This window comes from Bradyrhizobium sp. 76, assembly GCF_023073025.1.
Taxonomy (GTDB): domain Bacteria; phylum Pseudomonadota; class Alphaproteobacteria; order Rhizobiales; family Xanthobacteraceae; genus Bradyrhizobium.
In genome coordinates this window covers 492,683-516,498 of sequence record NZ_JADPIS010000109.1, presented here as the reverse complement: position 1 = coordinate 516,498, position 23,816 = coordinate 492,683, and the positions used below count along the sequence as shown (strand labels likewise).

The window sequence follows — 23,816 nt, the reverse complement described above, 5'->3', positions numbered from 1 at the left end:
GCCGCCGCGATTTGTTTGGCAAAGATTCGTCGTTCGGTACTCCGGCTGCGTGCAATGGATAGATCACGCGGTATGGGTCCCGGCCTTCGCCGGGACGACACTGAATATGTGGCGCCGTTCAGCTCAACCAGAATTTCGGCGTTGCCGGCTCCAGCCGGCCGCCGGCGCGCACCGGTGCGATGCGCAGTGCGAGTCCGGTCGCGTCATCCGTCTCCACGGCCACACCGCTGAGCGTCGCCACGCCCGCGGCCGGCTCGAACCGCCCCGACGGAATCCCCGACGTGAACCTCCGCAGCGGCTCTTCCTTCTGCATGCCGATGATGGAATCGTAGTCGCCGGTCATGCCGGCATCGGTCATGTAGGCGGTGCCGCCTGACAGGATCTGGTGGTCGGCGGTCGGCACATGGGTGTGGGTGCCGACGACGAGGCTGGCGCGGCCGTCGCAGAAGAAGCCGATGCCCTGCTTCTCGCTGGTCGCCTCGCAATGAAAGTCGACGACGATGGCGTCCGCGGCAACGCCGAGCGGGCAAGCGCCGAGCTCGCGCTCCAGCGCTGCGAAGGGATCGTCGAACGGGGTCATGAAGACGCGGCCCAAAGCGTTGACGACGAGCGCGTGCTTGCCGTTCTTGGTCTCGACCAGCGCGGCGCCGCGGCCGGGCGTACCGCGTGGATAATTCGCGGGCCGCACCAAACGATCCGCGCGCTCGATGAACACGAGAGCTTCGCGCTGGTCCCAGGAGTGATTGCCGAGCGTCACCGCGTCGGCGCCGGCATCGAGAAACTCCTGATAGATCGCTTCCGTGATGCCGAAGCCGCCGGCGGAATTTTCGCCGTTGACGACGACGAAATCGAGCGACCAGTCCTTGACCATGCCGGGCAGATATTCGGCGATGGCATTGCGCCCGGCACGGCCGACGACATCACCCACGAAGAGAATGCGCAACTTCAGAACTCCGGAAATCGAATACGTCGGATTCCGTTAGCACATAATCCAGCGCCACGTCGTGGGCTAGTGCCGGAACCGCCTTGATCTCCTGCGCTGCAAAAGCGAGCCCGATGCCGACGATGGTCTTGGCTTTTCGCAGATGCGCGAAGGTGTTGTCGTAGTGCCCCGCGCCATAGCCGATGCGATGGCCGAGACGATCGAAGGCAGCGAGCGGCGTCAGCATGATGTCGGGAATGACTTCAGCGGCCCCTGGCGACGGCTCGGGAATACCGAGCGGGCCGAGCATCAGACGATCGTTGGGATGGAAGATGCGGAAGATCAGCGCCTGGCCGCGCGCGGTGACGCAAGGCAGCGCGAGCCTGGCGCCCTGCTCGGCCAGCTTCTTCAGCAGCGGCATCGGATCTATCTCGCTGCGGATCGGCGAATAGCCTGACACGATGCTGCCCGGCAGCAGTGAGAATGGCAGCCCGCGCTTGGCGAGCTTGGCGGCGGCGGCGGTGCGTTTCTTGTCGCTCAGCGCATCGCGCGCCGCGAGGGCTTTGGCGCGGAGTTCGGCTTTGGTGTTGGTCATGCGCGCTTGCTCCGAAGGCTGAGCCTTGCTCCGCCGTCATCACCCGCGAAGGCGGGTGATCCAGTATTCCAGAGACGCTAGTGCAAAAACCTCGACATCGCGGCGTACTGGATGCCCCGGTCAAGCCGGGGCATGACACCGAGATTGAACCGCAAGCGTGTCGGGGACGCAATTTCGACAGGCACGAACCAGAAGGAAGAAAAGCAAAAGTGCGAAGCCGCGAACGCCGTTGAAGCACTCGATCCCGGAGTTCCCTACGAAAGTAGGTGGGCACCATATGTCCGAGCCCACGGGCCCGGCCAGGGACAGTTCCCTAAAGGATCGATAAGGCCCCGGGGATAATGGCTCCTGACGCGCGTCGCAGCCCCGCTCGGGCAATGTAACAACGATGCTGACGAATCGCCAGCCCGGTGAACGGTCAGCCGATGGCGATCCCGTTGCCGACGGTGCGGTTCAGGACCTGGGTCGACTTTTCGATGCGCTCCGCCGCAGAGTTCAGTGCGTTCACGACCGCGGTCTGGGTCAGCCGGGCGCGCTCGACGGCGGCGTTGCGGAAATCCCGTAGCTCGGTCAGTTCCTGCTCCATGGTCCGGATGCGGTTGCCGGCGTCGACCAATTCGTCGCAGACGGTCAGCGCCGCCATCACGGTGAGCCTGGCATCACCGATCTCGCCGAACTTTCCGCGCAGCGACTGAATCCGCGTCTCCAGGCTTTCGGCGAGCTTGAGCAGCCGCACCTCCTGGCCTTCCTCGCAGGCCATGCGGTATTGCCGGCCGTTGATGGTGACGTTGATGTGGCTCATCCGTCCTCTCCGGTATCGAGCACCGAGCGAATCGTGACGATCGCGGAATCCAGCCGATCGGAGATCTCGCGGCTGGAGCGCTCGAGCTTGCGCGCCTTCACCAGCGCGCCGTCGAGTTCGTCGGCAAGCCGCGAGCGGTCCGCGCCGAGCGCCTGGATTCGCGCCGCGAGCTCGTTCTCGTCGCGATCGGCATCGCGCCGCCGCTCCACGGCGCTTTCGAGCGAGTCGAGCGCCGCCATGAGCCTGCGGGTCGCGATCTCGATCTCGACGGCCGAGGACTCGGTCATGGCAGAGCTGTTGGATACGCGATCGTTCATGCAGTCAGCGGCGGAACCTGTGGCCTTGCCCTTGGGCTTTTCCTTTGGGCATTTACCTTGGAGCTTGCCGTCCGGCAAAAAACTCGGTTCGGCAAGCGGTTAGAAGCAGAAATTTACGTGGCAAGCTAGCGGAGCGCAACGCCGCCACGAAACTATGCACTGATAGATCGGGATGGGATTCATCCCGATCTATCAGTTCCTGCCGGGCATGACCTGGCCGGAAAACCGCCTCCACTTTGCGCTAACGCGGCCCTGCGGGTCCGGATCATGCCGTAAGCAACTTTTACGGCCAAACCGGCGTTTGATTGCCTTGGCCTGCCGGAACCGAGATGCTATCCCAGCCGCGACCCCAGCGGCCGAAAGGCTCCTTCCGGCGCGGCCAAATCCAGCCACAAGCGCCTCATTTCAGACGGATTTTCAGACATGACGCAGGTCGATCACAACCGTATGGCCAATGCGATCCGCGGCCTTGCCATGGACGGCGTCGAGAAGGCGAAATCGGGTCATCCCGGCCTGCCGATGGGCGCCGCCGACATGGCGACCGTGCTGTTCACGCAATTCCTGAAATTCGACGTCGCCGCGCTGGACTGGCCGGACCGCGACCGCTTCGTGCTCTCGGCCGGGCACGGCTCGATGCTGATCTATTCGCTGCTGTATCTGATCGGCAGTCCCGAGATGACGATCGCCCAGCTCAAGGACTTTCGTCAGTTGGGGTCGCTGACGCCAGGACATCCCGAACACGGCCACACCAAGGGTATCGAGACCACTACCGGTCCGCTCGGCCAGGGCATTTCCACCGCCGTCGGCATGGCGCTCGCCGAGAAGATGCTCGCGGCCGAATTCGGCAAGAAGATCGTCGATCACCACACCTATGTGATCGCTTCCGACGGCGATTTGATGGAAGGCGTGTCGCAGGAAGCGATCGCGATGGCCGGGCACTGGAAGCTCAACAAGCTGATCGTCCTGTATGACGACAACGGCATCTCGATCGACGGCCCGACCTCGATCTCCGATTCAGTGGACCAGGTGAAGCGGTTCAAGTCGGCGGGTTGGGCGGCCGAGAAGATCGACGGCCACGACCAGGCCGCAATCGCCGCCGCGATCACGCGCGCGCAGAAATCAAACAAGCCCACGCTGATCGCGTGCCGCACCACCATCGGCTTCGGCGCGCCGCACAAGGCCGGCACCAACAAGGTCCACGGCGAAGCGCTCGGTGCCGACGAACTCAAGGCCGCCAAGGAAAATCTCGGCATTTCGCTGGAGCCGTTCTCGGTGCCCGACGACGTGCTCAAGGCCTGGCGCGCGGCCGGCAGCCGTGGCGCGGCGGCACGCCAGGAATGGGAAGCAAGGCTCGGTGAACTCGGCAGCCGCAAGCGCGCCGAGTTCGAGCGCCGGCTGCGCCACGAGCGCCCGGCCGCGCTGGCAAAGGCGTTCAAGGGCTACAAGAAGGAGCTCTTGGAAAAGCCGATGAATGCGGCGACCCGCAAATCTTCCGAAGCCGTGATCGAAGTGATTGCCGGCGCGATGCCGATGGAGTTTCTGGCGGGCTCGGCCGATCTCACCGGCTCCAACAACAACAAGGCGAAGTCGGCGACTGCGTTCTCGGCCAAGACGCCGAAGGGCCGCTTCATCCATTACGGCATCCGCGAGCACGGCATGTGCGCGGCGATGAACGGCATCTTCCTGCACGGCGGCTTTGCGCCGAACGGCGCCACCTTCCTGGTGTTCACGGATTATGCCCGGCCCGCGATGCGGCTCGCCGCGTTGATGGGGACCGGCGTCGTTTATGTCATGACGCATGATTCCATTGGTCTCGGCGAAGACGGCCCGACCCACCAGCCGGTCGAGCATCTCTCAGCACTTCGCGCCATTCCCAACATGCGCGTGTTCCGCCCGTGCGATTCCATCGAGGTTGCCGAGTGCTGGGAGCTCGCGCTCAACCGCATCGACGGCCCGACAGTCCTGGCGCTGACCCGGCAGAACCTGCCGCAACTGCGCACCACCGCACCGAACGAGAGCCCGTGCCGGTTCGGTGCCTACGAGCTGGTGGCCGCCCAGGGCGAAGCCAAGGCGACGCTGTTTGCTTCCGGCTCCGAAGTGGAGATGGCCGTGGCCGCCCAGAAGCAGCTCGCCGAGCGCGGCATTCCGACCCGGGTGGTTTCGGTTCCCTCGCTCGAGCTCCTGTTAGCGCAACCAAAGGAGCGCCGCGACGAGATCATCGGCAACGCCCCGGTCAAGGTCGCGATCGAGGCCGCCGTGCGCTGGGGCTGGGACGCCGTGATCGGCCAGGATGGCGAGTTTATCGGCATGCACTCCTTCGGCGCCAGCGCCCCTCTCAACAAGGTATTCCAGCACTTTGGCATTACCGCCGAGGCCGCGGTTAACGCCGTTCTGAAACGCGTTTCCTGAGAGTTGAGATTGCCGAAAAAAAGGACTACCTAACTCTCATATGATCAAGCCCCGCCCGGCCGAACCGGGCGTCCGCCCTAAAAAAACCCTCGCAGGCGCGCTAGCGCGTTGTGCGGGATGACAACGGTCATTGAAGGAGACGAAACATGGCAGTCCGCGTCGGAATCAACGGTTTTGGCCGCATCGGCCGTAACATCCTGCGGGCCATCGCCGAGTCCGGCCGCAAGGACATCGAGGTCGTCGGCATCAACGACCTCGGCCCGGTCGAGACCAACGCGCATCTGCTTCGCTTCGACAGCGTCCATGGCCGTTTCCCCGGCACCGTGACCGTCGATGGCGACACGATCAGCCTCGGCGGCAACAAGATCAAGGTGACCGCCGAGCGCGATCCCTCGAAGCTGCCCTGGAAGGATCTCGGCATCGACATCGCGATGGAATGCACCGGCATCTTCACCTCGAAGGACAAGGCCTCCGCGCATCTGACCGCCGGCGCCAAACGCGTTCTCGTTTCTGCGCCCGCCGACGGCGCCGACGCCACCATCGTCTACGGCGTCAACCACGACACGCTGACCCGGGAACATCTGGTCGTCTCCAACGGCTCCTGCACCACCAACTGTCTCGCGCCGATCGCCAAGGTGCTGAACGACCTCGTCGGCATCGAGACCGGCTTCATGACCACGATCCACGCCTATACCGGCGACCAGCCGACGCTCGACACCATGCACAAGGATCTCTACCGCGGCCGCGCGGCTGCGATGTCGATGATCCCGACCTCGACCGGCGCCGCCAAGGCGATCGGCCTCGTGCTGCCGGAACTGAAGGGCAAGCTCGACGGCGTCGCGATCCGCGTGCCGACCCCGAATGTCTCGGTGGTCGACCTCAAGATCGTCGCCAAGCGCGCCACCGACGTCAAGGAAATCAACGCGGCGATGAAGCGCGCCTCCGAGCAGCAGCTCAAGGGCATCCTCGGCTACACCAGCGCGCCGAACGTCTCGATCGACTTCAACCACGACCCGCACTCCTCGACGTTCCACGAGGACCAGACCAAGGTGCAGAACGGCACGCTGGTGCGCGTGATGTCCTGGTACGACAATGAGTGGGGCTTCTCCAATCGCATGGCGGACACTGCCGTGGCGATGGCGAAGGTGATCTAACCAACACGCGTCACGGCACATCCGGAGAACGCCATGACCTCGCAACTCGTCGCCCTCGCGCTCCTCTTGGCGTTGATGGGCGGCCTGTTGTTCCTGTTCTTGCGATCGGGCTCGAAGATCAAGCCCGATCCGGATCGGAAGATCGAGGACTGGCCCAACATTACCCAAGGCGGTTCAGGGGATCCCTCGTGACCAACAAATTCCGCACCCTCGACGACGTCGACGTGAAGGGCAAGCGCGTGCTGCTGCGCGTCGATCTCAACGTGCCCATGGAGAACGGGCGCGTCAGCGACGCGACTCGGCTCGAGCGCGTCGCGCCGACCATTACCGAAATCTCGGACAAGGGCGGCAAGGTCATCCTGCTCGCGCATTTCGGCCGGCCGAAAGGACGCGATGCCAAGGACTCGCTCAAGCCCGTCGCCGAGGCGCTGTCGAAGGTCGTGAAGAAGCCCGTAGGCTTCGCCGACGACTGTATCGGCGAGCCCGCAGCCAAGGCCGTGGCGGCGCTGAACGACGGCGACATCCTCTGTCTGGAAAACACCCGCTTCCACAAAGAGGAAGAGAAGAACGATCCGGCCTTTGTCGCGGAGCTCGCAAAACTCGGCGACATCTGGGTCAATGACGCGTTCTCGGCCGCGCACCGCGCCCATGCCTCGACCGAAGGCCTCGGCCACAAGCTGCCCGCCTATGCCGGCCGCACCATGCAGGCCGAATTGGTCGCGCTGGAGAAGGCGCTGGGCTCACCGACCAAGCCCGTCATCGCGATCATCGGCGGCGCCAAGGTCTCGACCAAGATCGACCTGCTCGAAAACCTCGTGACCAAGGTCGACGCGCTCGTGATCGGCGGCGGCATGGCCAACACCTTCCTGCACGCCCAGGGCGTCGGCATCGGCAAGTCGCTCGCCGAGAAGGATCTCGCCGCGACCGCGCTGCGCATCATGGAAAAGGCGGAAGCCGCCAACTGCGCCATCATCCTGCCGGTCGACGCCACCGTCGCCTATCATTTCGCGGCCAACGCGCCGTCGCACGCCTATGGCCTCGACGCGATCCCGGCCGACGGCATGATCCTCGACGTCGGTCCGCAGTCGATCGCGCGTGTTCATGCCGCGATCGACGATGCGGCGACGCTGGTCTGGAACGGACCGCTCGGTGCCTTCGAGATGCAGCCGTTCGACCGCGGCACGATGTCCGCCGCCAAGCATGCCGCCGAGCGCACCAAGGCCAAGAAGCTGGTCTCGATCGCGGGCGGCGGCGACACCGTCGCGGCCCTCAACCAGGCCCGTGTGGCCGGTCAGTTCACCTATGTCTCGACCGCCGGTGGCGCATTTCTTGAATGGATGGAAGGCAAGCCCCTGCCCGGCGTCGAAGTTCTGCGCACCAAGTAATCGGTCGGCAAGTCGTAGCCGCCTTCAAGCAGTGGCCTTGCAGGCCCAAACGGGAGAAAAACACAGATGGCTCGGATCACGTTGCGTCAATTGCTCGACCATGCGGCGGAGAACGATTACGGCGTCCCGGCCTTCAACATCAACAACATGGAGCAGGCGCTGGCGATCATGGACGCGGCCAACCAGGTCGACGCGCCCGTCATCATCCAGGCCTCGCGCGGTGCGCGCTCCTACGCCAACGACGTCATGCTCAAGCACATGATGGACGCGGTGACCGAGATCTACCCGCACATTCCGGTCTGCGTGCATCTCGACCACGGCAACGAGCCGGCAACCTGCATGACCGCGATCCAGGCCGGCTTCACCTCGGTCATGATGGACGGCTCGCTCAAGGCGGACGGCAAGACCCCCGGCGACTGGGGCTACAATGTCGGCGTCACCAAGACCGTGACCGAGATGGCCCATCTCGGCGGCATCTCGGTCGAGGGCGAGCTCGGCGTACTCGGCTCGCTCGAGACCGGCATGGGCGACAAGGAAGACGGCCACGGCGCCGAGGGCAAGCTCAGCCACGACCAGCTCCTGACTAATCCGGATGAAGCCGTGAAGTTCGTCCAGGAGACCCAGGTCGACGCGCTCGCGATCGCGATGGGGACGTCTCACGGCGCCTACAAATTCACCCGCAAGCCCGACGGCGACATCCTCGCCATGAACGTGATCGAGGAGATCCACCGCAAGCTGCCGAACATGCATCTCGTCATGCACGGCTCCTCGTCGGTGCCCCAGGACCTCCAGGACATCATCAACGCCTATGGCGGCAAGATGAAGCCGACCTGGGGCGTGCCGGTGGCCGAGATCCAGCGCGGCATTAAGAACGGCGTGCGCAAGATCAACATCGACACCGACAACCGCATGGCGATGACCGGCCAGATCCGGAAAGTGCTCAAGGACAATCCGGAAGAGTTCGACCCGCGCAAATACCTGAAGCCCGCGATGGAAGCGATGACCAAGCTGTGCAAGCAGCGGCTCCAGGAATTCAATACCGCTGGCCAAGCCTCCAAGATCAAGAAGGTGCTGACCACGGCCGAGATGGCCAAGCGCTACGCCAAGGGCGAGCTCGCCCCGAAGGTGGCGTAGGCCAGCCCCACTTTCTCCGTCATTCCGGGCGGTAAGCCCGGGATGACGCCTTGTTGCCGGCGCCAAAGCCCCTCCCCCCTACCCTGCGACGAACGTTAACTCGGCATTTGCCCGAGAACGGTCTATTTTCACCGGCAAGGGCAGAATCGTTTTGGGAGGACATCTCGATGAATCTGACTGAGCTGAACAGGATCGCGACCGCTCTGGTCGCGCCCGGCAAGGGCATCCTCGCCGCCGACGAATCCTCAGGCACCATCAAGAAGCGTTTCGACGCGATCGGCGTGGAATCCACCGAAGAGAACCGCCGCGACTATCGCGAGATGCTGTTCCGCTCGAACGAAGCCATGAGCCGCTATATCTCCGGCGTCATCCTCTATGACGAGACGATCTGGCAGAACGCAAAGGATGGCACGCCGCTGGTCAAGCTGATCGAACAGAGCGGCGCCATTCCCGGCATCAAGGTCGACGAAGGCACGCAACCCCTGCCGATGTGCCCCGGAGAGCTCGTCACCGTCGGGCTCGACAAGCTCGCCGAACGGCTGAAGAAGTATTATGAGCGCGGCGCGCGCTTCGCCAAATGGCGCGCGGTGATCGACATCGGCAGTGGCACTGACGGCCGGGGCATCCCCTCGATGACCGCGATCAGCGTCAACGCCCACGCGCTGGCGCGTTATGCAGCGCTGTGCCAGGCCGCGCAGATCGTGCCGATCGTCGAGCCCGAAGTGCTGATGGACGGCGATCACGACATCGATCGCTGCTATGAGGTGACGAGCCGTGTGCTCAACAAGACGTTTCAGGAATTGCGCGTGCAGCGCGTCGCGCTCGAGGGCATGGTGCTGAAGCCGAATATGGTAGTCCCCGGCAAGAAGTCTGCGAAGCAGGCTGCCGCCGAGGAGGTCGCGGAGAAGACGATACGGCTGCTCAGAGCGTGCGTGCCCGCGGCGGTGCCCGGCATCGCCTTCCTCTCCGGCGGCCAGTCGGACGAAGAGGCAACGGCGCACCTCAACGCCATGCACAAGCTCGGCCCGCTGCCCTGGGGCCTGACCTTCTCCTACGGTCGCGCCCTCCAGGCCGCGCCGCAGAAGGCCTGGTCCGGCAAGGCCGAGAACGTCGCAGCCGGACAAGACGCATTCAGTCATCGCGCGCGCATGAATGGCCTCGCCGCCAAAGGCGAATGGCAAAGCAGCCTGGAACAGAAAGCGGCCTAGATCTTGTCGAACAAATCTCCTCCGCCGCGCCCGGCGCCGCGCCTTTATCTCGCGACGCCCGTCGTCGACGATCCCGCTTCGCTTCTGGCCGAGCTGCGCGGCCTGCTCGCCGCCGCCGACGTCGCGGCCGTGCTGTTGCGTCTGAAGGTGACCGATCAGCGCACCATGATCTCGCGGATCAAGGCCTTCGCGCCGCCGGCTCAGAAAGCGGGCGCCGCGCTGCTCGTCGACGGCCATCCTGAGCTCGTCGCACGCGGCGGCGCCGACGGCGCGCACCTGCCCGGCATCGCCGCGCTGAAGGAGGCGCTGCCATCGCTGAAGCCCGACCGCATCGCCGGCGTCGGCGGGCTGACGACGCGGCACCATTCCATGGATGCGGGCGAGATCGGCGCGGATTACGTGCTGTTCGGCGAGCCCGACGCAAAGGGCCAGCGGCCGTCGTCGCAAGCGATCGCCGAGCGGCTGGACTGGTGGGCCGAGCTGTTCGAGCCGCCCTGCGTCGGCTTTGCCATCTCGCTGGAGGAGGCCCACGAATTCGCCGCCAGCGGTGCCGATTTCGTGCTGGTGGGCGACTCCATCTGGACCGATCCGCGCGGACCCAAGGCGGCGCTGATCGAGGCCGACGCCGCGATCAAGAAGGCTCATGCGACTGCGCTTGCAGAACAGGAGCACGGCTAGCGCCCGTCATGAAGCTCCCGCGCATCACCATCCTGGCCACGCTGCTGCTCACAGTGCCCGCGGCCGCGCAGCTCCAGATCACGCCGCCCGTGGCAACGCCGAACCCTTCAGCCGAGAAAAGCAAGGACAAGCCGAAGGCCACGCCGCACACCATCACCAAGAAGAAGGAAGCAGCGCCGGTACCAAAGCCTTCAGCTTCCCCCAAGCCTTCAGCCTCTCCAAAGCCTGCTCCGGCCGCGACCGTGATCCCGGCGCCTCCGGCCGACAATCCCAACGTCGATCTGGTGTTCGGCGCCTATCAGCGCGGCCAGTACAAGACCGCCTTCGAACTCGCCACCGCTCGTGCCGAGACCGGCGATGCCAAGGCGATGACCATGCTGGGTGAGCTCTATTCCAATGCCATGGGCATCCGGCGCGACTACGCCAAGGCACTGCAATGGTACAAGCGCGCCTCCGACGCCGGCGACCGCGAGGCGATGTTCGCGCTCGCCATGCTCAGGATGTCCGGCCGTGGCGGCCCGATCGACAAAAACGAGGCGGTCAAGCTGATGGCGTCCGCCGCCAAGCTCGGCGAGCCCAAGGCGGCCTATAACCTCGCGCTGCTCTATCTCGACGGACAGACCCTGCCGCAGGACGTCAAGCGCTCCGCCGAGCTGCTGCGCCAGGCGGCCGATGCCGGTCTGCCCGAGGCGCAATACGCGCTCGCGACCTTCTACAAGGAAGGCACTGGCGTGCCGAAGGATTTGGAACGGGCGGTGCGTCTGCTCCAGGTCGCCACGCTGACCGACAATGTCGATGCCGAGGTCGAATACGCCATCGCGCTGTTCAACGGTACCGGCACGCCGAAGAACCAGCCGGCGGCCGTCGCCCTGCTCCGCAAGGCGTCCCGCCAGGGCAGCGCGATCGCGCAGAACCGGCTGGCCTGGGTGCTGATCAACGGCATGGGCACGGCCGTGGACAAGGTCGAGGGCTTCAAATGGCATCTGGTGGCCAAGACCGCCGGCAAGGGCGATCCGGAGCTGGACAAGCAATTGTCCGATTTGCCGGCCGAGGACCGGGCCAAGGCCGAGGCCGCCGCCAGGAAATGGCTCGGGGCCAAATGACTTGGCGCCGAACGAACTGAAGCAATGACTTGACGTTGGCCCCCTCGCAGGGCACCCCATCCTTCAAACAGGTGCGATTTCGCGCCATCTCCCCGATCAAGACCGGAAGCTCATGCTGTATTCCGCAACTATCAACGTCATGGTCAAGGCCGCGCGCCGCGCCGGCCGCAGCCTCAAGCGCGATCTCGGCGAGATCGAGCATCTCCAGGTCTCGCTGAAGGGACCGGCGAATTTCGTCTCGCTGGCCGACAAGCGCGCCGAGGAGATCCTCTACCAGGACCTCGCCAAGGCCCGTCCCGGTTACGGCTTCATCGGCGAGGAAGGCGGCACGCGCGAGGGATCCGACAAGAGCCACACCTGGATCGTCGATCCGCTCGACGGCACCACCAACTTCCTGCACGGCATCCCGCAATTCGCGATCTCGATCGGGCTGTCGCGCGAAGGCACGATCATCGCCGGCGTGATCTACAACCCCGCCAATGACGAGCTCTACATCGCCGAGCGCGGCAAGGGCGCCTTCCTCAACGACCAGCGCTTGCGCGTGGCCGGCCGCCGCCAGCTCAACGAATGCGTGGTGGCCTGCGGCCTGCCCCATATCGGCCGCGGCGACCACGAGGAATTCCGCCGCGAGATGACCGCGATGCAGGAGCGCGTCGCCGGCCTGCGCCGCTTCGGCGCCGCTTCCCTCGACCTCGCCTTCGTCGCCGCCGGCCGCCTCGACGGCTACTGGGAACGCAATTTGCAATCCTGGGACGTCGCGGCGGGCCTGATCATGATCCGCGAAGCCGGTGGGACGGTGACCGACATCGACACGCCGGGCGACCCGTTGGTGACCGGGAATGTCGTGTGCGGGAATGAATTCGTGCACGGGGAATTGGTGAAGATTTTGCGGAAGTAGGCCGCAGTAGCACGACGGCTCGATCTACGACGTTCAAGAATCGTCGTCCTCGTCATCTTCCTCGTCACGATATTCACCGCCAATGGTCAGGCCCTCGATCGCCGTAGCGCCTTTCGACTTGATGACCCGGCGAAGCGGGACCGAGCTCTCGCTTCGCAGTGCGTCCATCAGCTGTTCCGAATGGGTGACGATCCAGATGTCGGCGCGGCGTGACGCCTTGGCGATGAGCCGGGCCAGCGGCGCCAGCAGCGACGGATGCAGGCTGGTCTCGGGTTCGTTCAGCGCGATGAACGGCGGCAGCCGGTAACCCATGAACACCGCGAGCAGGCAGATGTATTTCAGCGTCCCGTCGGACAGTTCATGAGCCCTGAACGGCCGCGGCATATCCGGCAATTGCAGAGCGAATTCGCACCTGCCATTTTCTTCCCATGCGCGGAGTTCGGCGCCCGGGAATGCATCCTGGATTGCGTCCTGCAGGTCGCTGGCGTCTTCCCGAATGACATAGAGGGTCGCCAGGGTGGCAGCTAAATCGATTCCATCGGCGCTGAGCGAGGGCGTTGCGATCGCGAGACACGGCTTTCGTATCGGCGACGCAGGATCGGTGCGAAAGTCATGATAGAATCGCCAGCCCAGCATTGCATTTCTGATCAGGTCGATTTCCGGCCATTGCTTGCCGTCGGAAAAAGCCGCTAGCGCAGTCTCTGACGGCAGCACCGCGTCCTTGTGAGCGTTCCAGGCGCCGCTCTCGCCGCGGACGCTGATGAGCGAATTGATGCGCTCCATCAGCTTGATCCTTCGTTTGCCGTGTGTCGCCTCGATAATTTCGGTCTTGATCATCGGCTCGCCGGAAAACGCGGCCTGAAGCGGGCTGGGAAACCCGAGCTCGATGAAATAGCTCATGCTGTCGAATGTGGCCGACAGCCGCAGCCGGCCATCTTCGCCTCGCCTGCGAATGCCGGACCAGCAGACCGAATTCAATCCGCCTTCATCGGCGATCGTGCGGGTGATCTGACCGGTCGCCGCGTCGCGCAACAGCGACAAGGACTTGTAGAGATTGGATTTGCCGACACCATTTTCGCCGACAAACACCGACAAGGGATGGATGGGTACGGAGAGCCGCCGAATGGAGCGATAATTCGAGATCGCAATGTCGGACGGACGCATCACATGCTCTCGATCGGCGGGTGCCTGTGCATTCGCGGGCACAGTGCGAATAAGTTGTTTCAATCCACGGATGCAGTCTGGATTGAGGCCTCCGAGAAATCAAGCCGACCGATCCGGCGTTCAGTGGCCGACTCTCACCAGCGCAAACCCGAACGGTCATCGTCCGCGAAGGCGGATGATCCAGTATTCCAGAGCGTCTGTTGGGTACGGAAAGGCCGCGGCGTACTGGATGCCCCGCCCCCCGTGCGCAATTGCGCACTAGGCGAGGCATGACACCTCACCTTACGGCTTGGCCGGCGCGGGCGGCCCGTACATCTCGGCCTCCTTCGCCACCTTCTCCCGATCCCCACCCAGCACGCGTTGCACCGAGACGAAGAACACCGGCACCATCAGCAGCGCCAAAATCACCACCGCGATCATGCCGCCCATCACGATGCTGCCGAGCGCCTGCTGGCTGGCGCCGCCGGCGCCATGGGCGATGGCCATCGGCAGCACACCGCAGATGAAGGCGAGGCCCGTCATCAGGATCGGACGGAAGCGCAGGCGGCAGGCCTCGATGGTGGCATCCACCAGCGGCTTGCCTTCTTTCCGCAGATCCTTGGCGAACTCGATGATCAGGATCGCGTCCTTGGCCGCCAACCCGATGATAGTGATCAGGCCGACGGTGAAATAGACGTCATTGGGCAGGCCGCGCAGCATGGCGGCCACCACCGCGCCGACGATGCCGAGCGGCACGGTGAGCAGCACCGCGAGCGGAATGGTCCAGCTCTCGTAAAGCGCGGCCAGGCACAGGAACACCACGAACACCGAGAGTCCGAGCAGGAACGGCGCCTGCGAACCCGACAGTTTCTCCTGGAGCGACTGTCCGGTCCATTCATAGCCGAACCCGCGCGGCAGCTTGCCGGCGAGCCGTTCCATCTCGGCGATGGCATCGCCCGAGGTGAAGCCGGGTTTCGCCTCGCCCGAGATGCGCACCGCCGGATAGTAGTTGAAGCCGGTAATCTGCGTCGGTCCGCGCGCCCATTCCACGGTGGCAAAGGACGAGAACGGCACGAGCTGGCCGCGGCTGTTCCTGACGTTGTAGTTGAGGATGTCCTCGGTCCGCATGCGGTCGCGGGCATCGGCCTGCACCACGACGCGCTGCATGCGGCCGCGGTTCGGGAAGTCGTTGATGTAGTTCGAGCCGAGATTGGTCGAGATCGTATTGTTGATGTCCTCAAAGGTGACGCCGAAGGCGCCGGCCTTTTCGCGGTCGATCACGAGATTGACCACGCCGGCCTCGGGCAGGCCTTCGACATAGACCTTCTGAAGCACAGCGCTTGCATTGGCCTCCGCGATCAACTGATCGGCGGCGCGCATCAAGGCCGGATAACCCTTCTGGCCGCGATCCTGGAGGCGGAACGAGAAGCCCGAGGAGTTGCCGAGATTGTCGATCGGCGGCGGCTGCAGCGCGGAGATCTTGGCGTCGCGGATCGACGACGACAGATCGCGGTTGATGTCGGTGACGATCGCCGCTGCAGAATCCTTCGGCCCGCGCTCCGACCAGTCCTTCAGGGTGATGAAGGCCTGCGCGGTGTTCATGCCCTGGCCGGAGAAGCTGAAGCCGGTGAGGAAGGTGACGTTGTCGACGCCCGGGCGCTGCGCCAGGTATTTTTCCACTTTCTCGATCACCGCCTCGGTCCGGCCATAGGACGAATCCGACGGCGTCTGCACGTCGGTGGTGACGAAGCCCTGGTCGTCGACGGGTAGGAAGCCGCCGGGCAGGTTGACGAAGGCCCAGGACAGACCGGCGAGCAGCGCGACATAGACCAGCATCAAGCGGCCGGTGCGCTTCAGCGAGAAGCCGACGGTGCGGGAATAGCCCTCCTTGCTGCTGTCGAGCATGCGGTTGAACCAGCCGAACACGCCCTTCTTGGCGTGACCGTGGCCGGCCGCGACGGGCTTGAGCAAGGTCGCGCACAGCGCCGGCGTCAGCGACAGTGCGAGGAAGGCGGAGAAGCCGATCGCGGCGACCATGGTCACGGAGAACTGGCGGTAGATGATGCCGACCGAGCCCGGGAAGAACGCCATCGGCACGAACACGGCCATCAAGACCAGCGTGATGCCGATAATGGCGCCGGTGATCTGCGACATCGCTTTCCGCGTCGCTTCCTTCGGCGGCAGCCCCTCCTCGGCCATGATGCGCTCGACGTTCTCGACCACGACGATGGCATCGTCGACGAGGATGCCGACCGCGAGCACCATGCCGAACATCGAGAGCATGTTGATGGAGTAGCCGGCGAGCAGCAGCGTGGTACAGGCGCCCAGCAGCGCCACGGGCACCACGATAGTCGGGATGATGGTGTAGCGGATGTTCTGCAGGAACAGGAACATCACCACGAACACCAGCACGATGGCTTCGACCAGCGTCGACAACACCTTCTTGATCGAGGCCTCGACCACGGGCGTGATGTTGTAGGGAATCTCGTAGCCGATATTGGCCGGGAAGAAGCGAGACAGCTCCTTCATCTTCGCTTCGACGGCGCTCGCGGTCGCCAGTGCGTTGCCGGTCGGCGACATCAGCACGGAGAGGCCGGCGGTCGGCTTGCCGTCGAGACGGGTGTTGAACTGGTAGCTGAGGCCGCCGACCTCGATGCGCGCGACGTCGCGCAGCCGCACGGTCGAGCCGTCGGCATTGGCGCGCAGGATGATGGTGCCGAATTCGTCCGGGGACGAGAGCTGGCCCTTGACCAGCACCAGCGCGGAGGTGCGCTGTGTCGAGGTCGATGGCTCGGCGCCGATGCTGCCCGAAGCGACCTGCGCGTTCTGCGCGGCAATGGCCTTGTTGACGTCGTCGGCGGTCAGGCCATAGCCGACCAGCTTTGCCGGATCGACCCAGACGCGCAGGCTGCGTTCCGTCGAATACAGCGTGGCGCGGCCGACGCCGGGGATGCGGCGGATTTCGCCGAGCACGTTGCGGATCATGAAATCGCCGAGGCCGACCTCGTCGAGGCTGCCGTCGGTCGAATTCAGCGTGATGATCTGGAGCACCGCGCTGGAGGCTTCCTCGATCAGGATGCCCTGCTGGATCACCGCGCGCGGCAGCCGCGCCTCGACGCGCTTGATGCGGTTCTGCACCTCGACCGAGGCGGCGCTGGTGTCGGTGCCCGGCACGAAATTGGCGATGATCTCGACCTGGCCGAGCGAGTCGCTGGTCGATTCGAAATTGAGGATGCCGGAGGCGCCGTTGAGCTCCTCCTCGATCAGCCGCGTGACGCTGTTGTAGAGGTTTTCGGGCGAGGCGCCGGGATAGCTGGTCGAGATCGAGATCGAGGGCGGCGCGATGATCGGATATTGCGCGATTGGCAACAGCGGAATCGAAATTGCGCCGACCAGACAGATGAACAGCGCGACAACCCAGGCGAAGATCGGCCTGTCGATGAAGAAGCTCGCCATGGCGCGTTACCGCGTCAGCTTCTGGGCGTGCCGATTGTCGGCGGTCGCATCCGCTTCCGACCAGGATTGCGGCTTGACCCTGTCGCCGGCGGCGAACTTCTGGAAGCCTTCGACCACGACCTTGTCGCCGGCCTTCAGTCCCTCGGTGACGAACCAGATTCCGTCCTGCACCGAACCGGTGCGCACCGGCTGCACCGCGATGTGGTTGTCGTCCTTGACGACGAACACCTCGCTGCCGCCGCCGCCGTTGCGCTGGATCGCCTGCTGCGGCACCGCGATCGCGTCGCTATCGAGGCCCTGGTCGATGCGGACGCGGACATACATGCCCGGCAGCAGCTCGCGCTTGGGATTGCGGAACTCGCCGCGCAAGGTCACCTGACCGGTATTGGCGTCGACCTTGGCGTCGGAGAACAATAGTTTGCCGTCGAGCGAGTAGAGGGTGTTGTCGTCGAGCACGAGATGCACCTTGGCGGCATCGGGCGCGATGCGCTCGAGGTCGCCGCTCTCGAAGGCGCGACGGAGCTGGTTGAGCTCGTTCACCGACTGGGTGAAGTCCGCATAGATCGGATCGAGCTGCTGAATGGTGGCCAGATTGGTCTCGTTCTGGACCGCGAGCGCGCCCTCGCTGACCAGGGCGGCACCGACGACGCCGTCGATCGGCGCGCGCACGGTGGCATAATCGAGATTGAGCTTGGCGCGTGCGAGGTCGGCCTTGCGGCCCTCGACCTCGGCATGGGCCTGGCGCTCGGCCGCGATCGCCTTCTCGTTCTCGGCTTCGGGCGCGGCGCGCTGGGCGGTGAGCGTGGCGATGCGGCGGGCCTGCTGCTGGGACTGCATCAGCGCGGCCTCGGCCTTGGCGACCGCGGCGTCGTTGGCCATCACCTCGACCTCGAACGGACGCGGATCGATCCGGTACAGCGGATCGCCAGCCTTCACCTCGCTGCCCTGTCGGAACAGGCGCTCGACCACGATGCCGGAGACGCGCGGCCGCACGTCCGAGACGCGCGTCGGCGCGATGCGGCCGGGCAGCTCGCGCACCACGGCGCGCGGTTGCGGCTTGACGATGACGATGCTGACATCGGGGTCGTTGGGCTGGGCGGCTGAAATGGCGGAGCTGGATTCGTCGCAGCCTGCCAACAGCGGCGTAAAGGCCGCGAGCATCATTGCAACGCATGCCGATCGCGCGCGAAGTCCTGACATGAAGTTAAGTGCCCCGATATTGTTGAAACTGATCACGCGCCGCGGGCGCCCGTTCTGGGCCATGGCACGCGGCTGATGCCGTCAAAATAGAGGGGACGTGCTGCGACGCAACGCACCTTGCGGGCGGCCCAATGTCACACGGTCTATGCTGCTGAGTTCAGGGCGCTTTTTACGCCTCACTCGATTGTGAGTCCGGTTCCACCGCCGCGTGCTGCGACAGAAGATCGCAACGAGCGGTGTTCCCACCCTGCTGCGGGCGCGTGACTCACCAGGTGAGACGGAAGCCCCCGGTGCCCTTGTAATTGCGGTTGTCCGCACTGTTGTTGAGGCTCGCATTGTAGGAGACTTCGCCGAAGACAGCGTAGCGCCCGTTGGCCCAGCTATAGGTGCCGCCGCCGCCGATGCTGCCCCACAGTCGGTCTTGCGCATTGGCGAAGCTGGTGCCCGCGACATCGACGGTGGTGCCGTTGAGAAACTCGTAACGCAGATTGGCGATGCCGTAGACGTCGGAGCGCACGATGCCCGTGCCGTCGTTCCAGGTCCTCTGATGGTTGAGTGCAAGCCCGGCGCGGCCGAGCAGGCTGTCGCCATCACGCAACGCGACCGGCGCGCCGAACCGATCGGCAAAGCCGTCGAAAGCGACCTTCGCATAGGAAAGCTGCGCCTGCGGCGTCAGCAGCCAGCCATTGCCCAAACCGATCCGCTTGCCGGTTTCGGCGCTGAAGGCATAGCCGAACCCCTCATTGCCGTGGATCAGGCTGCCGGCCAGCACGGAACTGAGATCGCTGCGATAGAACATCGACTGCGCCTGACCGTCGACATAGAAGCCGTTGTCGCCATACCAGGTCAGCGTGCTGCCGACGCCCGTCCCCTCGACGCGGATGCGCCCGTTGCCGAAGAACGACGCGACATCGGCGGTCGTCAGGCCGTATTGTGCCGTGAGCCCGACGAACAACCGGCCCCGCTCGTTCTCAAACGCAAGGCCATCGAGCCCGGTCTGCACTTTCAGATGGTCGGCCTTGTAGGTCGAACCCGCAGTGTTGGAGGGCTGCAAATCCGAATGCCCGCCTTCGATGCGGCCCCAGAACGCCGTCGGCGCCGATGACGCCGCGCCTGGCACCGTCGCCGCGTCACCGGCGCGCGCCATCGCATCGCTGCCACCCCAATAGCGGTTGCCGACGCGCTGCTGCAGCGTCGGCAGATCGTTCATGCCGAGCAGCACCTGCGCATAGTTTTCGTACAGCGGAACGCCCGGCTGATAGAGTGGACCGGCAGGTGTCGCGGGCGGCGGGTTGAGCAGGCTTGAGCGCAGATACCAATCGCCGTCGCCCGGGCTGGCAATGCCGTTCTTCTGCAACGTATAGGCATAGGCACCGCCGACCACCGCCTGCTCGCCGTGAAAGACATAGCTGCCCAAAAGCGAAAAGCTGCCGTTGGACGCGCCGACCACATCGATCACCTTGATGCCTTCGCCGGTCTGCGCGCCGGTGCCGCCGACATTGGTGACGCGCAACGACGACGAACCGGACGTGCTTCCCTGCACTCGCAACAGATCGGTCTGAGAGCCATCGCCGCCGAGCCGGCTGTTGAGCTGCACGGTGCCGCCACTGCCGACATAATTGCCGGCAACGGTCAGCGTGGTGCCCGGCGCGCCGCCGAGGCTAACCATGCCGGCGTTGGCCAGCGAAGTGAGCCTTTGATTGAAGCCGGCAAGGTCGAGCGTGCCGCCGGAGGCGACCGTAACGGCCGAGGCCGCGCTGAAGGTGTTGGCCGCCCCGGCGCGGAGGGTGCCGCCGTTCACGGTCGTTGCGCCGTTGTAGGTATTGGCGCCCGCGAGCGTCTGGGTGCCGCCGGTGAGCGTCAGGCCGCCGGTGCCACCGATCACGCCGGCGAACTGATCGTTCGCGTTGGTGATGGTGAGGTTCTTCGCGCCGAGCGCGACGGTGCCGGTTCCCGCCAGGCTTTGAATGCTGGTGCCGGCGGCAGTGATGCCCGAGACGTTGAAGATTCCGTTTGCGACGACCCGGCTTGACGCGGCTACCGAGCCAGTAACGGCGAGGGCAAGCGTGCCGGCCTGGATCACCGTCGCACCGGTATAGGTATTGGCTGCGCGGAGATTGAAGGTACCTGTGCCGGTCTTGGTCAATCCGCCGACGCCGGAAAAACCGGAGCTCGCGCTCACGGTGAAAGCCTGGGTGTCGACGGTCAGCCCGCCTGTGGCGATGTTGAGTGTTCCCGCCGAAAATCCACCGATGAAGAAGGCGGTATTTATCCGGGCGCGCAGGATGGCGTTATCGAAATTGACCTGTCCGGTTCCGACAGCGACGCGTGCGAGAGTGTTCGTCTCGAGTGTGCCGCCACTATTGATATTGAGCGTGCCCGCGCCGCCAGCGAAGGTTCCGAGCGCAACCCCTGATTGGGCGACGACTCTGGCGCCGTTCTGGATGTTGAGTGTGCCATTGCCACTGGCGCCGATTTCGATCTGGTCGCCGGATGTAATCCATTGCGATCCGGCGCCGCTGACAGTCACGGTGCCGTTGTTCCCGCCTGCGACTCCAATCGCGAGAGACGCGCCGTTGCTCGTCAGCGTGCTGCCGTTCTGAATCGTCAGACTGCTGGAAGATCCGCCAAGGAAGAGGCTTCCGGTCGCTCCGACTGCCGCGCCGCCGATGCCGAGCACGGTCGGGTTCGGCGAGGTCGTATTGATGTTGACGCCGTTGCCCGCGATTGGGACCACTCCGCCCGACCAGTTGCTGCCGACCGTCCAGTCATTGCTGGTCGTACCGGTCCAGCTTTGGGCGGAGGCGGATGCTGTGGACAGGGCTATCAGTGCCGCTGCCGAGGCGCTTGCCAGAAGCAAGCGAAGCATTCGCGTCCGGGTGTCGCTGGATCGAGAGCGCTGCGTCCGTGTCAGACTCCTCCGCAGCGGATCATCGTGGTGTCGTCGGATCGAGGCAGCACCGATGCATTCGCGCATACGTCATTCCAATTGCGTCCGCACCGTTCGGGGATGCGGATTTATGTCGTCCACGAAGGACAACCACGACGATAGGCGAGCGGAAATGATCAGACAACAATCGCAACATGTTCCTGCAAAGAAAACGCGCAGCGTGTGCCGTTTGCGCAACGAAAGACGCTTAACAAATTCTTTCGAGTGTCCGCGCCTTATCCCGCCGCCTTCATTCGATAGTGGCTGACGCCCCACTCGGTTCCGTCGGCGTAGCCGAACAGGCCCGAGGTCGCAAGAAAGAACCAGCGCCAGCGTCGCATCTGCAGGGCGGTCTCCTCGCCATGGATGTTGCGCAAGGCCGCTTCGATGAAACAGCGATGGGTGTCGAAATTCGCGAGCCAGTCGTTGGCGGTGCGCTGATAATGCGTGCCGCTCCAGCACCATTCCTTCTCGACCGTGAAGATATCGTCGAATTGCCTGACGAGGTGATGGCTCGGCATCAGCCCGCCCGTTGAGACGCGCTGCGCGATCCAGTCGTCGCGATCGGCCCGGTCGAACAGGTGAGAGCCGGAGCGATGGGCGACGATGTGCATGAAGAAGCGCCCCTGGGGCGCCAGCCATGACCGCAGGCGCGTCATCAGCTTGCGCCAGTTCATCACGTGCTCGAACATCTCGACCGAGACGATGCGGTCGAATTGGCCGTCAGGCGCGAACACGTTGATGTCCGCCGTGACCACCCGCAGGTTGAGGAGACCGCGCAGCCGTGCCTCTTCCTCGATATGGGCGCGCTGCGCCTGCGAACTCGACACCGCCGTCACCTTGGCGTGCGGAAACTGCCGCGCCATCCACAGCGACAGCGAGCCCCAGCCGCAGCCGAGCTCGAGGATGGTCTGGCCGTCGGCGAGAGCGGCATGCTCGGCGGTCTGGCGCAACGCCTCCTCCTCGGCCTCTTGCAAGGTGGTCGCGTCCGTCTTGTAGAAGCAGCAGGAGTATTTGCGGTTTGGACCGAGCACCTTCGCAAAGACCGAAGCGGGCACCTTGTCATGCCCGGCATCCGCGTCCTCGGCGATCGGCCGCAGCATCATCCGCCCGGCGAAAGCGGCATCGTCCGCCGCGCCCAGCGCGGACAGGCGCGTCACCGTGCGCGAGCACAGGCGCTGGATCGCCGCGCGGATCACGACATCAGGCAAAGGCACCCGTTCGGCAGTCCCGATGATCGCGGACACGACGCTCATGCGACGACTCCGTCTTGGGCAGGGGGAAAAGTGCGACTTGAACCTGTGGAATGCCGACGATTTGCAAAGTACGTCCTTACCAAAGCCCGGTTTCAGCGTTGGGTTCCCCAGCTGTCCCCGAAATCGGCGCATCCGGCGCTTTTTTTGGGCTGGCGCTGTGCCATAGTGCGCCCCGCAAGCAAGTTAACGGATGATACCGGCCATGCCGCCAGGCGCCTCGCCCCGCTCCTCCATCGACATCGAATATACAAAGCTATCCTCGCCCAGCGTCTTCCTGGTGCGGATGCTGGTCTTCCTGGTGCTCTGCGCCCTGGTGGGGGTGGTGCTCTACAAGCAGATCATCCAGGCCTTCTTTGCCAATCCCGGGCTCAATGCCCTGATCGGCGGCGTGCTGTTCATCGGCATCATCCTGGCCTTCCGCCAGGTGATCCGGCTCTATCCCGAAGTCTCCTGGGTCAACAATTTCCGCATCGCCGATCCCGGCCTTGCGCCCGCCCGCCACCCCAAGCTGCTGGCGCCGATGGCGATGATCCTCGGCGGCGAGCGCACCGGGCGGATGTCGATCACCCAGACCACCATGCGGCACCTGCTCGATTCGATCGCGACCCGCCTCGACGAGGCCCGCGACATCTCCCGCTACATGACCGGGCTGCTGGTCTTCCTCGGCCTGCTCGGCACCTTCTGGGGCCTGATCGAGACGGTCGGCTCGGTCGGCAAGGTGATCGACGGGCTCAAGGTCGGGGGCGATTCCGGCGCCCTGTTCGACACGCTGAAGGAGGGGCTGGCCGCCCCGCTCGGCGGCATGGGCATCTCGTTCTCGAGCTCGCTGTTCGGCCTTGCCGGCTCGCTCATCCTCGGCTTCCTCGATTTGCAATCGAGCCAGGCGCAGAACCGTTTCTACACCGATCTCGAAGACTGGCTTGCCACCACCGTCCGCGAATATGGCAGCGGCGAAGTGGCGGTCGCCTCCGGTGGCGGCGGTGGCATTGCCAGCGGCGAGCTTCAGGCCGTCGTCGAGCGCTTACGTTCGGTGCTCGAGGAAGGCAGCGGCAGCCGCGGCACCACCGCGGCGATGGCGAGCCTCGCCGAAGCCATCCAGGCGCTGGTCTCGCATATGCGGACCGAGCAGCAGATGATCCGCGAATGGGCCGACGGCCAGGGCGAGCAGAACCGCGAGATCCGGCGCCTGCTGGAGCGCATCGCGCGTCAGCCCGAGAAGGGTTAGCG

19 protein-coding genes and 1 other RNA gene are annotated in these 23,816 nt (G+C 64.7%); 10 read left to right on the top strand and 10 right to left on the bottom strand.

The window, feature by feature from the left end; genetic code table 11:
• Positions 1-118: 118 nt before the first annotated feature.
• The 5 genes from IVB48_RS32120 to IVB48_RS32100 form a co-directional block, all read right to left on the bottom strand.
• Entirely contained in the window at positions 119-943 is an 825-nt protein-coding gene (locus IVB48_RS32120) for a TIGR00282 family metallophosphoesterase (RefSeq protein ID WP_247406381.1), read from the bottom strand.
• A complete protein-coding gene (locus IVB48_RS32115; RefSeq protein ID WP_247406379.1) occupies positions 921-1,517 on the bottom strand; it encodes a 5-formyltetrahydrofolate cyclo-ligase in 597 nt (198 codons plus the stop codon). The genes IVB48_RS32120 and IVB48_RS32115 overlap by 23 nt, the downstream gene beginning before the upstream one ends.
• Positions 1,518-1,727: 210 nt before the next feature.
• Positions 1,728-1,887, bottom strand: a non-coding RNA gene (gene ssrS, locus IVB48_RS32110) — 6S RNA.
• 48 nt (positions 1,888-1,935) lie between these two features.
• On the bottom strand, positions 1,936-2,319 hold the full coding sequence (locus IVB48_RS32105) for a cell division protein ZapA (RefSeq protein ID WP_007599950.1): 384 nt from the start codon (positions 2,317-2,319) through the stop codon (positions 1,936-1,938).
• On the bottom strand, positions 2,316-2,606 hold the full coding sequence (locus tag IVB48_RS32100) for a DUF4164 domain-containing protein (RefSeq protein WP_007599949.1): 291 nt from the start codon (positions 2,604-2,606) through the stop codon (positions 2,316-2,318). Before IVB48_RS32100 ends, IVB48_RS32105 begins: the two co-directional genes overlap by 4 nt.
• Positions 2,607-3,059: 453 nt before the next feature.
• Between IVB48_RS32100 and tkt the strand changes: the two genes are divergently transcribed.
• The 9 genes from tkt (at position 3,060) to IVB48_RS32055 (ending at position 12,605) form a co-directional block, all read left to right on the top strand.
• Positions 3,060-5,045, top strand: a complete 1,986-nt coding sequence (gene tkt / locus IVB48_RS32095) for a transketolase (protein ID WP_247406376.1) — start codon at positions 3,060-3,062, stop codon at positions 5,043-5,045.
• 146 nt (positions 5,046-5,191) lie between these two features.
• Complete coding sequence (gene gap, locus IVB48_RS32090; protein WP_247283909.1) at positions 5,192-6,199, top strand: type I glyceraldehyde-3-phosphate dehydrogenase; 1,008 nt, start codon at positions 5,192-5,194, stop codon at positions 6,197-6,199.
• A gap of 33 nt (positions 6,200-6,232) precedes the next feature.
• Positions 6,233-6,391, top strand: a complete 159-nt coding sequence (locus IVB48_RS32085; protein WP_247406375.1) for a hypothetical protein — start codon at positions 6,233-6,235, stop codon at positions 6,389-6,391.
• A complete protein-coding gene (locus tag IVB48_RS32080) occupies positions 6,388-7,584 on the top strand; it encodes a phosphoglycerate kinase (protein ID WP_247406372.1) in 1,197 nt (398 codons plus the stop codon). The genes IVB48_RS32085 and IVB48_RS32080 overlap by 4 nt, the downstream gene beginning before the upstream one ends.
• Positions 7,585-7,650: 66 nt before the next feature.
• Entirely contained in the window at positions 7,651-8,718 is a 1,068-nt protein-coding gene (fba, locus tag IVB48_RS32075) for a class II fructose-bisphosphate aldolase (RefSeq protein WP_027570269.1), read from the top strand.
• A 167-nt stretch (positions 8,719-8,885) separates the two neighbouring features.
• Positions 8,886-9,926: a class I fructose-bisphosphate aldolase gene (locus tag IVB48_RS32070; protein WP_247406369.1), complete on the top strand. Its 1,041-nt coding sequence runs from the start codon at positions 8,886-8,888 to the stop codon at positions 9,924-9,926.
• 3 nt (positions 9,927-9,929) lie between these two features.
• Complete coding sequence (locus IVB48_RS32065; protein ID WP_247406366.1) at positions 9,930-10,604, top strand: thiamine phosphate synthase; 675 nt, start codon at positions 9,930-9,932, stop codon at positions 10,602-10,604.
• Between the two features lie 8 nt (positions 10,605-10,612).
• On the top strand, positions 10,613-11,707 hold the full coding sequence (locus IVB48_RS32060; RefSeq protein WP_247406363.1) for a tetratricopeptide repeat protein: 1,095 nt from the start codon (positions 10,613-10,615) through the stop codon (positions 11,705-11,707).
• Positions 11,708-11,819: 112 nt separating this feature from the next.
• Positions 11,820-12,605, top strand: a complete 786-nt coding sequence (locus tag IVB48_RS32055) for an inositol monophosphatase family protein (protein ID WP_247283884.1) — start codon at positions 11,820-11,822, stop codon at positions 12,603-12,605.
• Positions 12,606-12,638: 33 nt separating this feature from the next.
• Here IVB48_RS32055 and IVB48_RS32050 read toward each other — a convergent pair whose 3' ends face one another.
• The 5 genes from IVB48_RS32050 to IVB48_RS32030 all read right to left on the bottom strand — a co-directional run bounded on the left by IVB48_RS32050 (position 12,639) and on the right by IVB48_RS32030 (position 22,589).
• On the bottom strand, positions 12,639-13,769 hold the full coding sequence (locus tag IVB48_RS32050) for an AAA family ATPase (RefSeq protein WP_247406361.1): 1,131 nt from the start codon (positions 13,767-13,769) through the stop codon (positions 12,639-12,641).
• A gap of 282 nt (positions 13,770-14,051) precedes the next feature.
• Positions 14,052-17,204 (bottom strand): efflux RND transporter permease subunit, encoded by a 3,153-nt coding sequence (locus IVB48_RS32045; RefSeq protein WP_247406357.1) that lies wholly within the window; start codon positions 17,202-17,204, stop codon positions 14,052-14,054.
• Between the two features lie 6 nt (positions 17,205-17,210).
• On the bottom strand, positions 17,211-18,404 hold the full coding sequence (locus IVB48_RS32040) for an efflux RND transporter periplasmic adaptor subunit (RefSeq protein ID WP_155810045.1): 1,194 nt from the start codon (positions 18,402-18,404) through the stop codon (positions 17,211-17,213).
• A 265-nt stretch (positions 18,405-18,669) separates the two neighbouring features.
• On the bottom strand, positions 18,670-21,264 hold the full coding sequence (locus IVB48_RS32035; protein ID WP_247406354.1) for an autotransporter outer membrane beta-barrel domain-containing protein: 2,595 nt from the start codon (positions 21,262-21,264) through the stop codon (positions 18,670-18,672).
• Positions 21,265-21,569: 305 nt separating this feature from the next.
• A complete protein-coding gene (locus tag IVB48_RS32030; RefSeq protein WP_247406351.1) occupies positions 21,570-22,589 on the bottom strand; it encodes a cyclopropane-fatty-acyl-phospholipid synthase family protein in 1,020 nt (339 codons plus the stop codon).
• Between the two features lie 202 nt (positions 22,590-22,791).
• Here IVB48_RS32030 and IVB48_RS32025 point away from each other — a divergent pair, with 202 nt between their 5' ends.
• Complete coding sequence (locus tag IVB48_RS32025) at positions 22,792-23,814, top strand: flagellar motor protein MotA (RefSeq protein ID WP_247283840.1); 1,023 nt, start codon at positions 22,792-22,794, stop codon at positions 23,812-23,814.
• Positions 23,815-23,816 lie beyond the last annotated feature (2 nt).

Bases quoted from the DNA above. Each gene is read 5' to 3' on its own strand.
- IVB48_RS32115 (WP_247406379.1), bottom strand. From the start codon at position 1,517: ATGACCAACACCAAAGCCGAACTCCGCGCCAAAGCCCTCGCGGCGCGC.
- IVB48_RS32105 (WP_007599950.1), bottom strand. From the start codon at position 2,319: ATGAGCCACATCAACGTCACCATCAACGGCCGGCAATACCGCATGGCC.
- IVB48_RS32100 (WP_007599949.1), bottom strand. From the start codon at position 2,606: ATGACCGAGTCCTCGGCCGTCGAGATCGAGATCGCGACCCGCAGGCTC.
- tkt (WP_247406376.1), top strand. From the start codon at position 3,060: ATGACGCAGGTCGATCACAACCGTATGGCCAATGCGATCCGCGGCCTT.
- gap (WP_247283909.1), top strand. From the start codon at position 5,192: ATGGCAGTCCGCGTCGGAATCAACGGTTTTGGCCGCATCGGCCGTAAC.
- IVB48_RS32085 (WP_247406375.1), top strand. From the start codon at position 6,233: ATGACCTCGCAACTCGTCGCCCTCGCGCTCCTCTTGGCGTTGATGGGC.
- fba (WP_027570269.1), top strand. From the start codon at position 7,651: ATGGCTCGGATCACGTTGCGTCAATTGCTCGACCATGCGGCGGAGAAC.
- IVB48_RS32070 (WP_247406369.1), top strand. From the start codon at position 8,886: ATGAATCTGACTGAGCTGAACAGGATCGCGACCGCTCTGGTCGCGCCC.
- IVB48_RS32060 (WP_247406363.1), top strand. From the start codon at position 10,613: ATGAAGCTCCCGCGCATCACCATCCTGGCCACGCTGCTGCTCACAGTG.
- IVB48_RS32055 (WP_247283884.1), top strand. From the start codon at position 11,820: ATGCTGTATTCCGCAACTATCAACGTCATGGTCAAGGCCGCGCGCCGC.
- IVB48_RS32050 (WP_247406361.1), bottom strand. From the start codon at position 13,769: ATGCGTCCGTCCGACATTGCGATCTCGAATTATCGCTCCATTCGGCGG.
- IVB48_RS32045 (WP_247406357.1), bottom strand. From the start codon at position 17,204: ATGGCGAGCTTCTTCATCGACAGGCCGATCTTCGCCTGGGTTGTCGCG.
- IVB48_RS32040 (WP_155810045.1), bottom strand. From the start codon at position 18,404: ATGTCAGGACTTCGCGCGCGATCGGCATGCGTTGCAATGATGCTCGCG.
- IVB48_RS32030 (WP_247406351.1), bottom strand. From the start codon at position 22,589: ATGAGCGTCGTGTCCGCGATCATCGGGACTGCCGAACGGGTGCCTTTG.
- IVB48_RS32025 (WP_247283840.1), top strand. From the start codon at position 22,792: ATGCCGCCAGGCGCCTCGCCCCGCTCCTCCATCGACATCGAATATACA.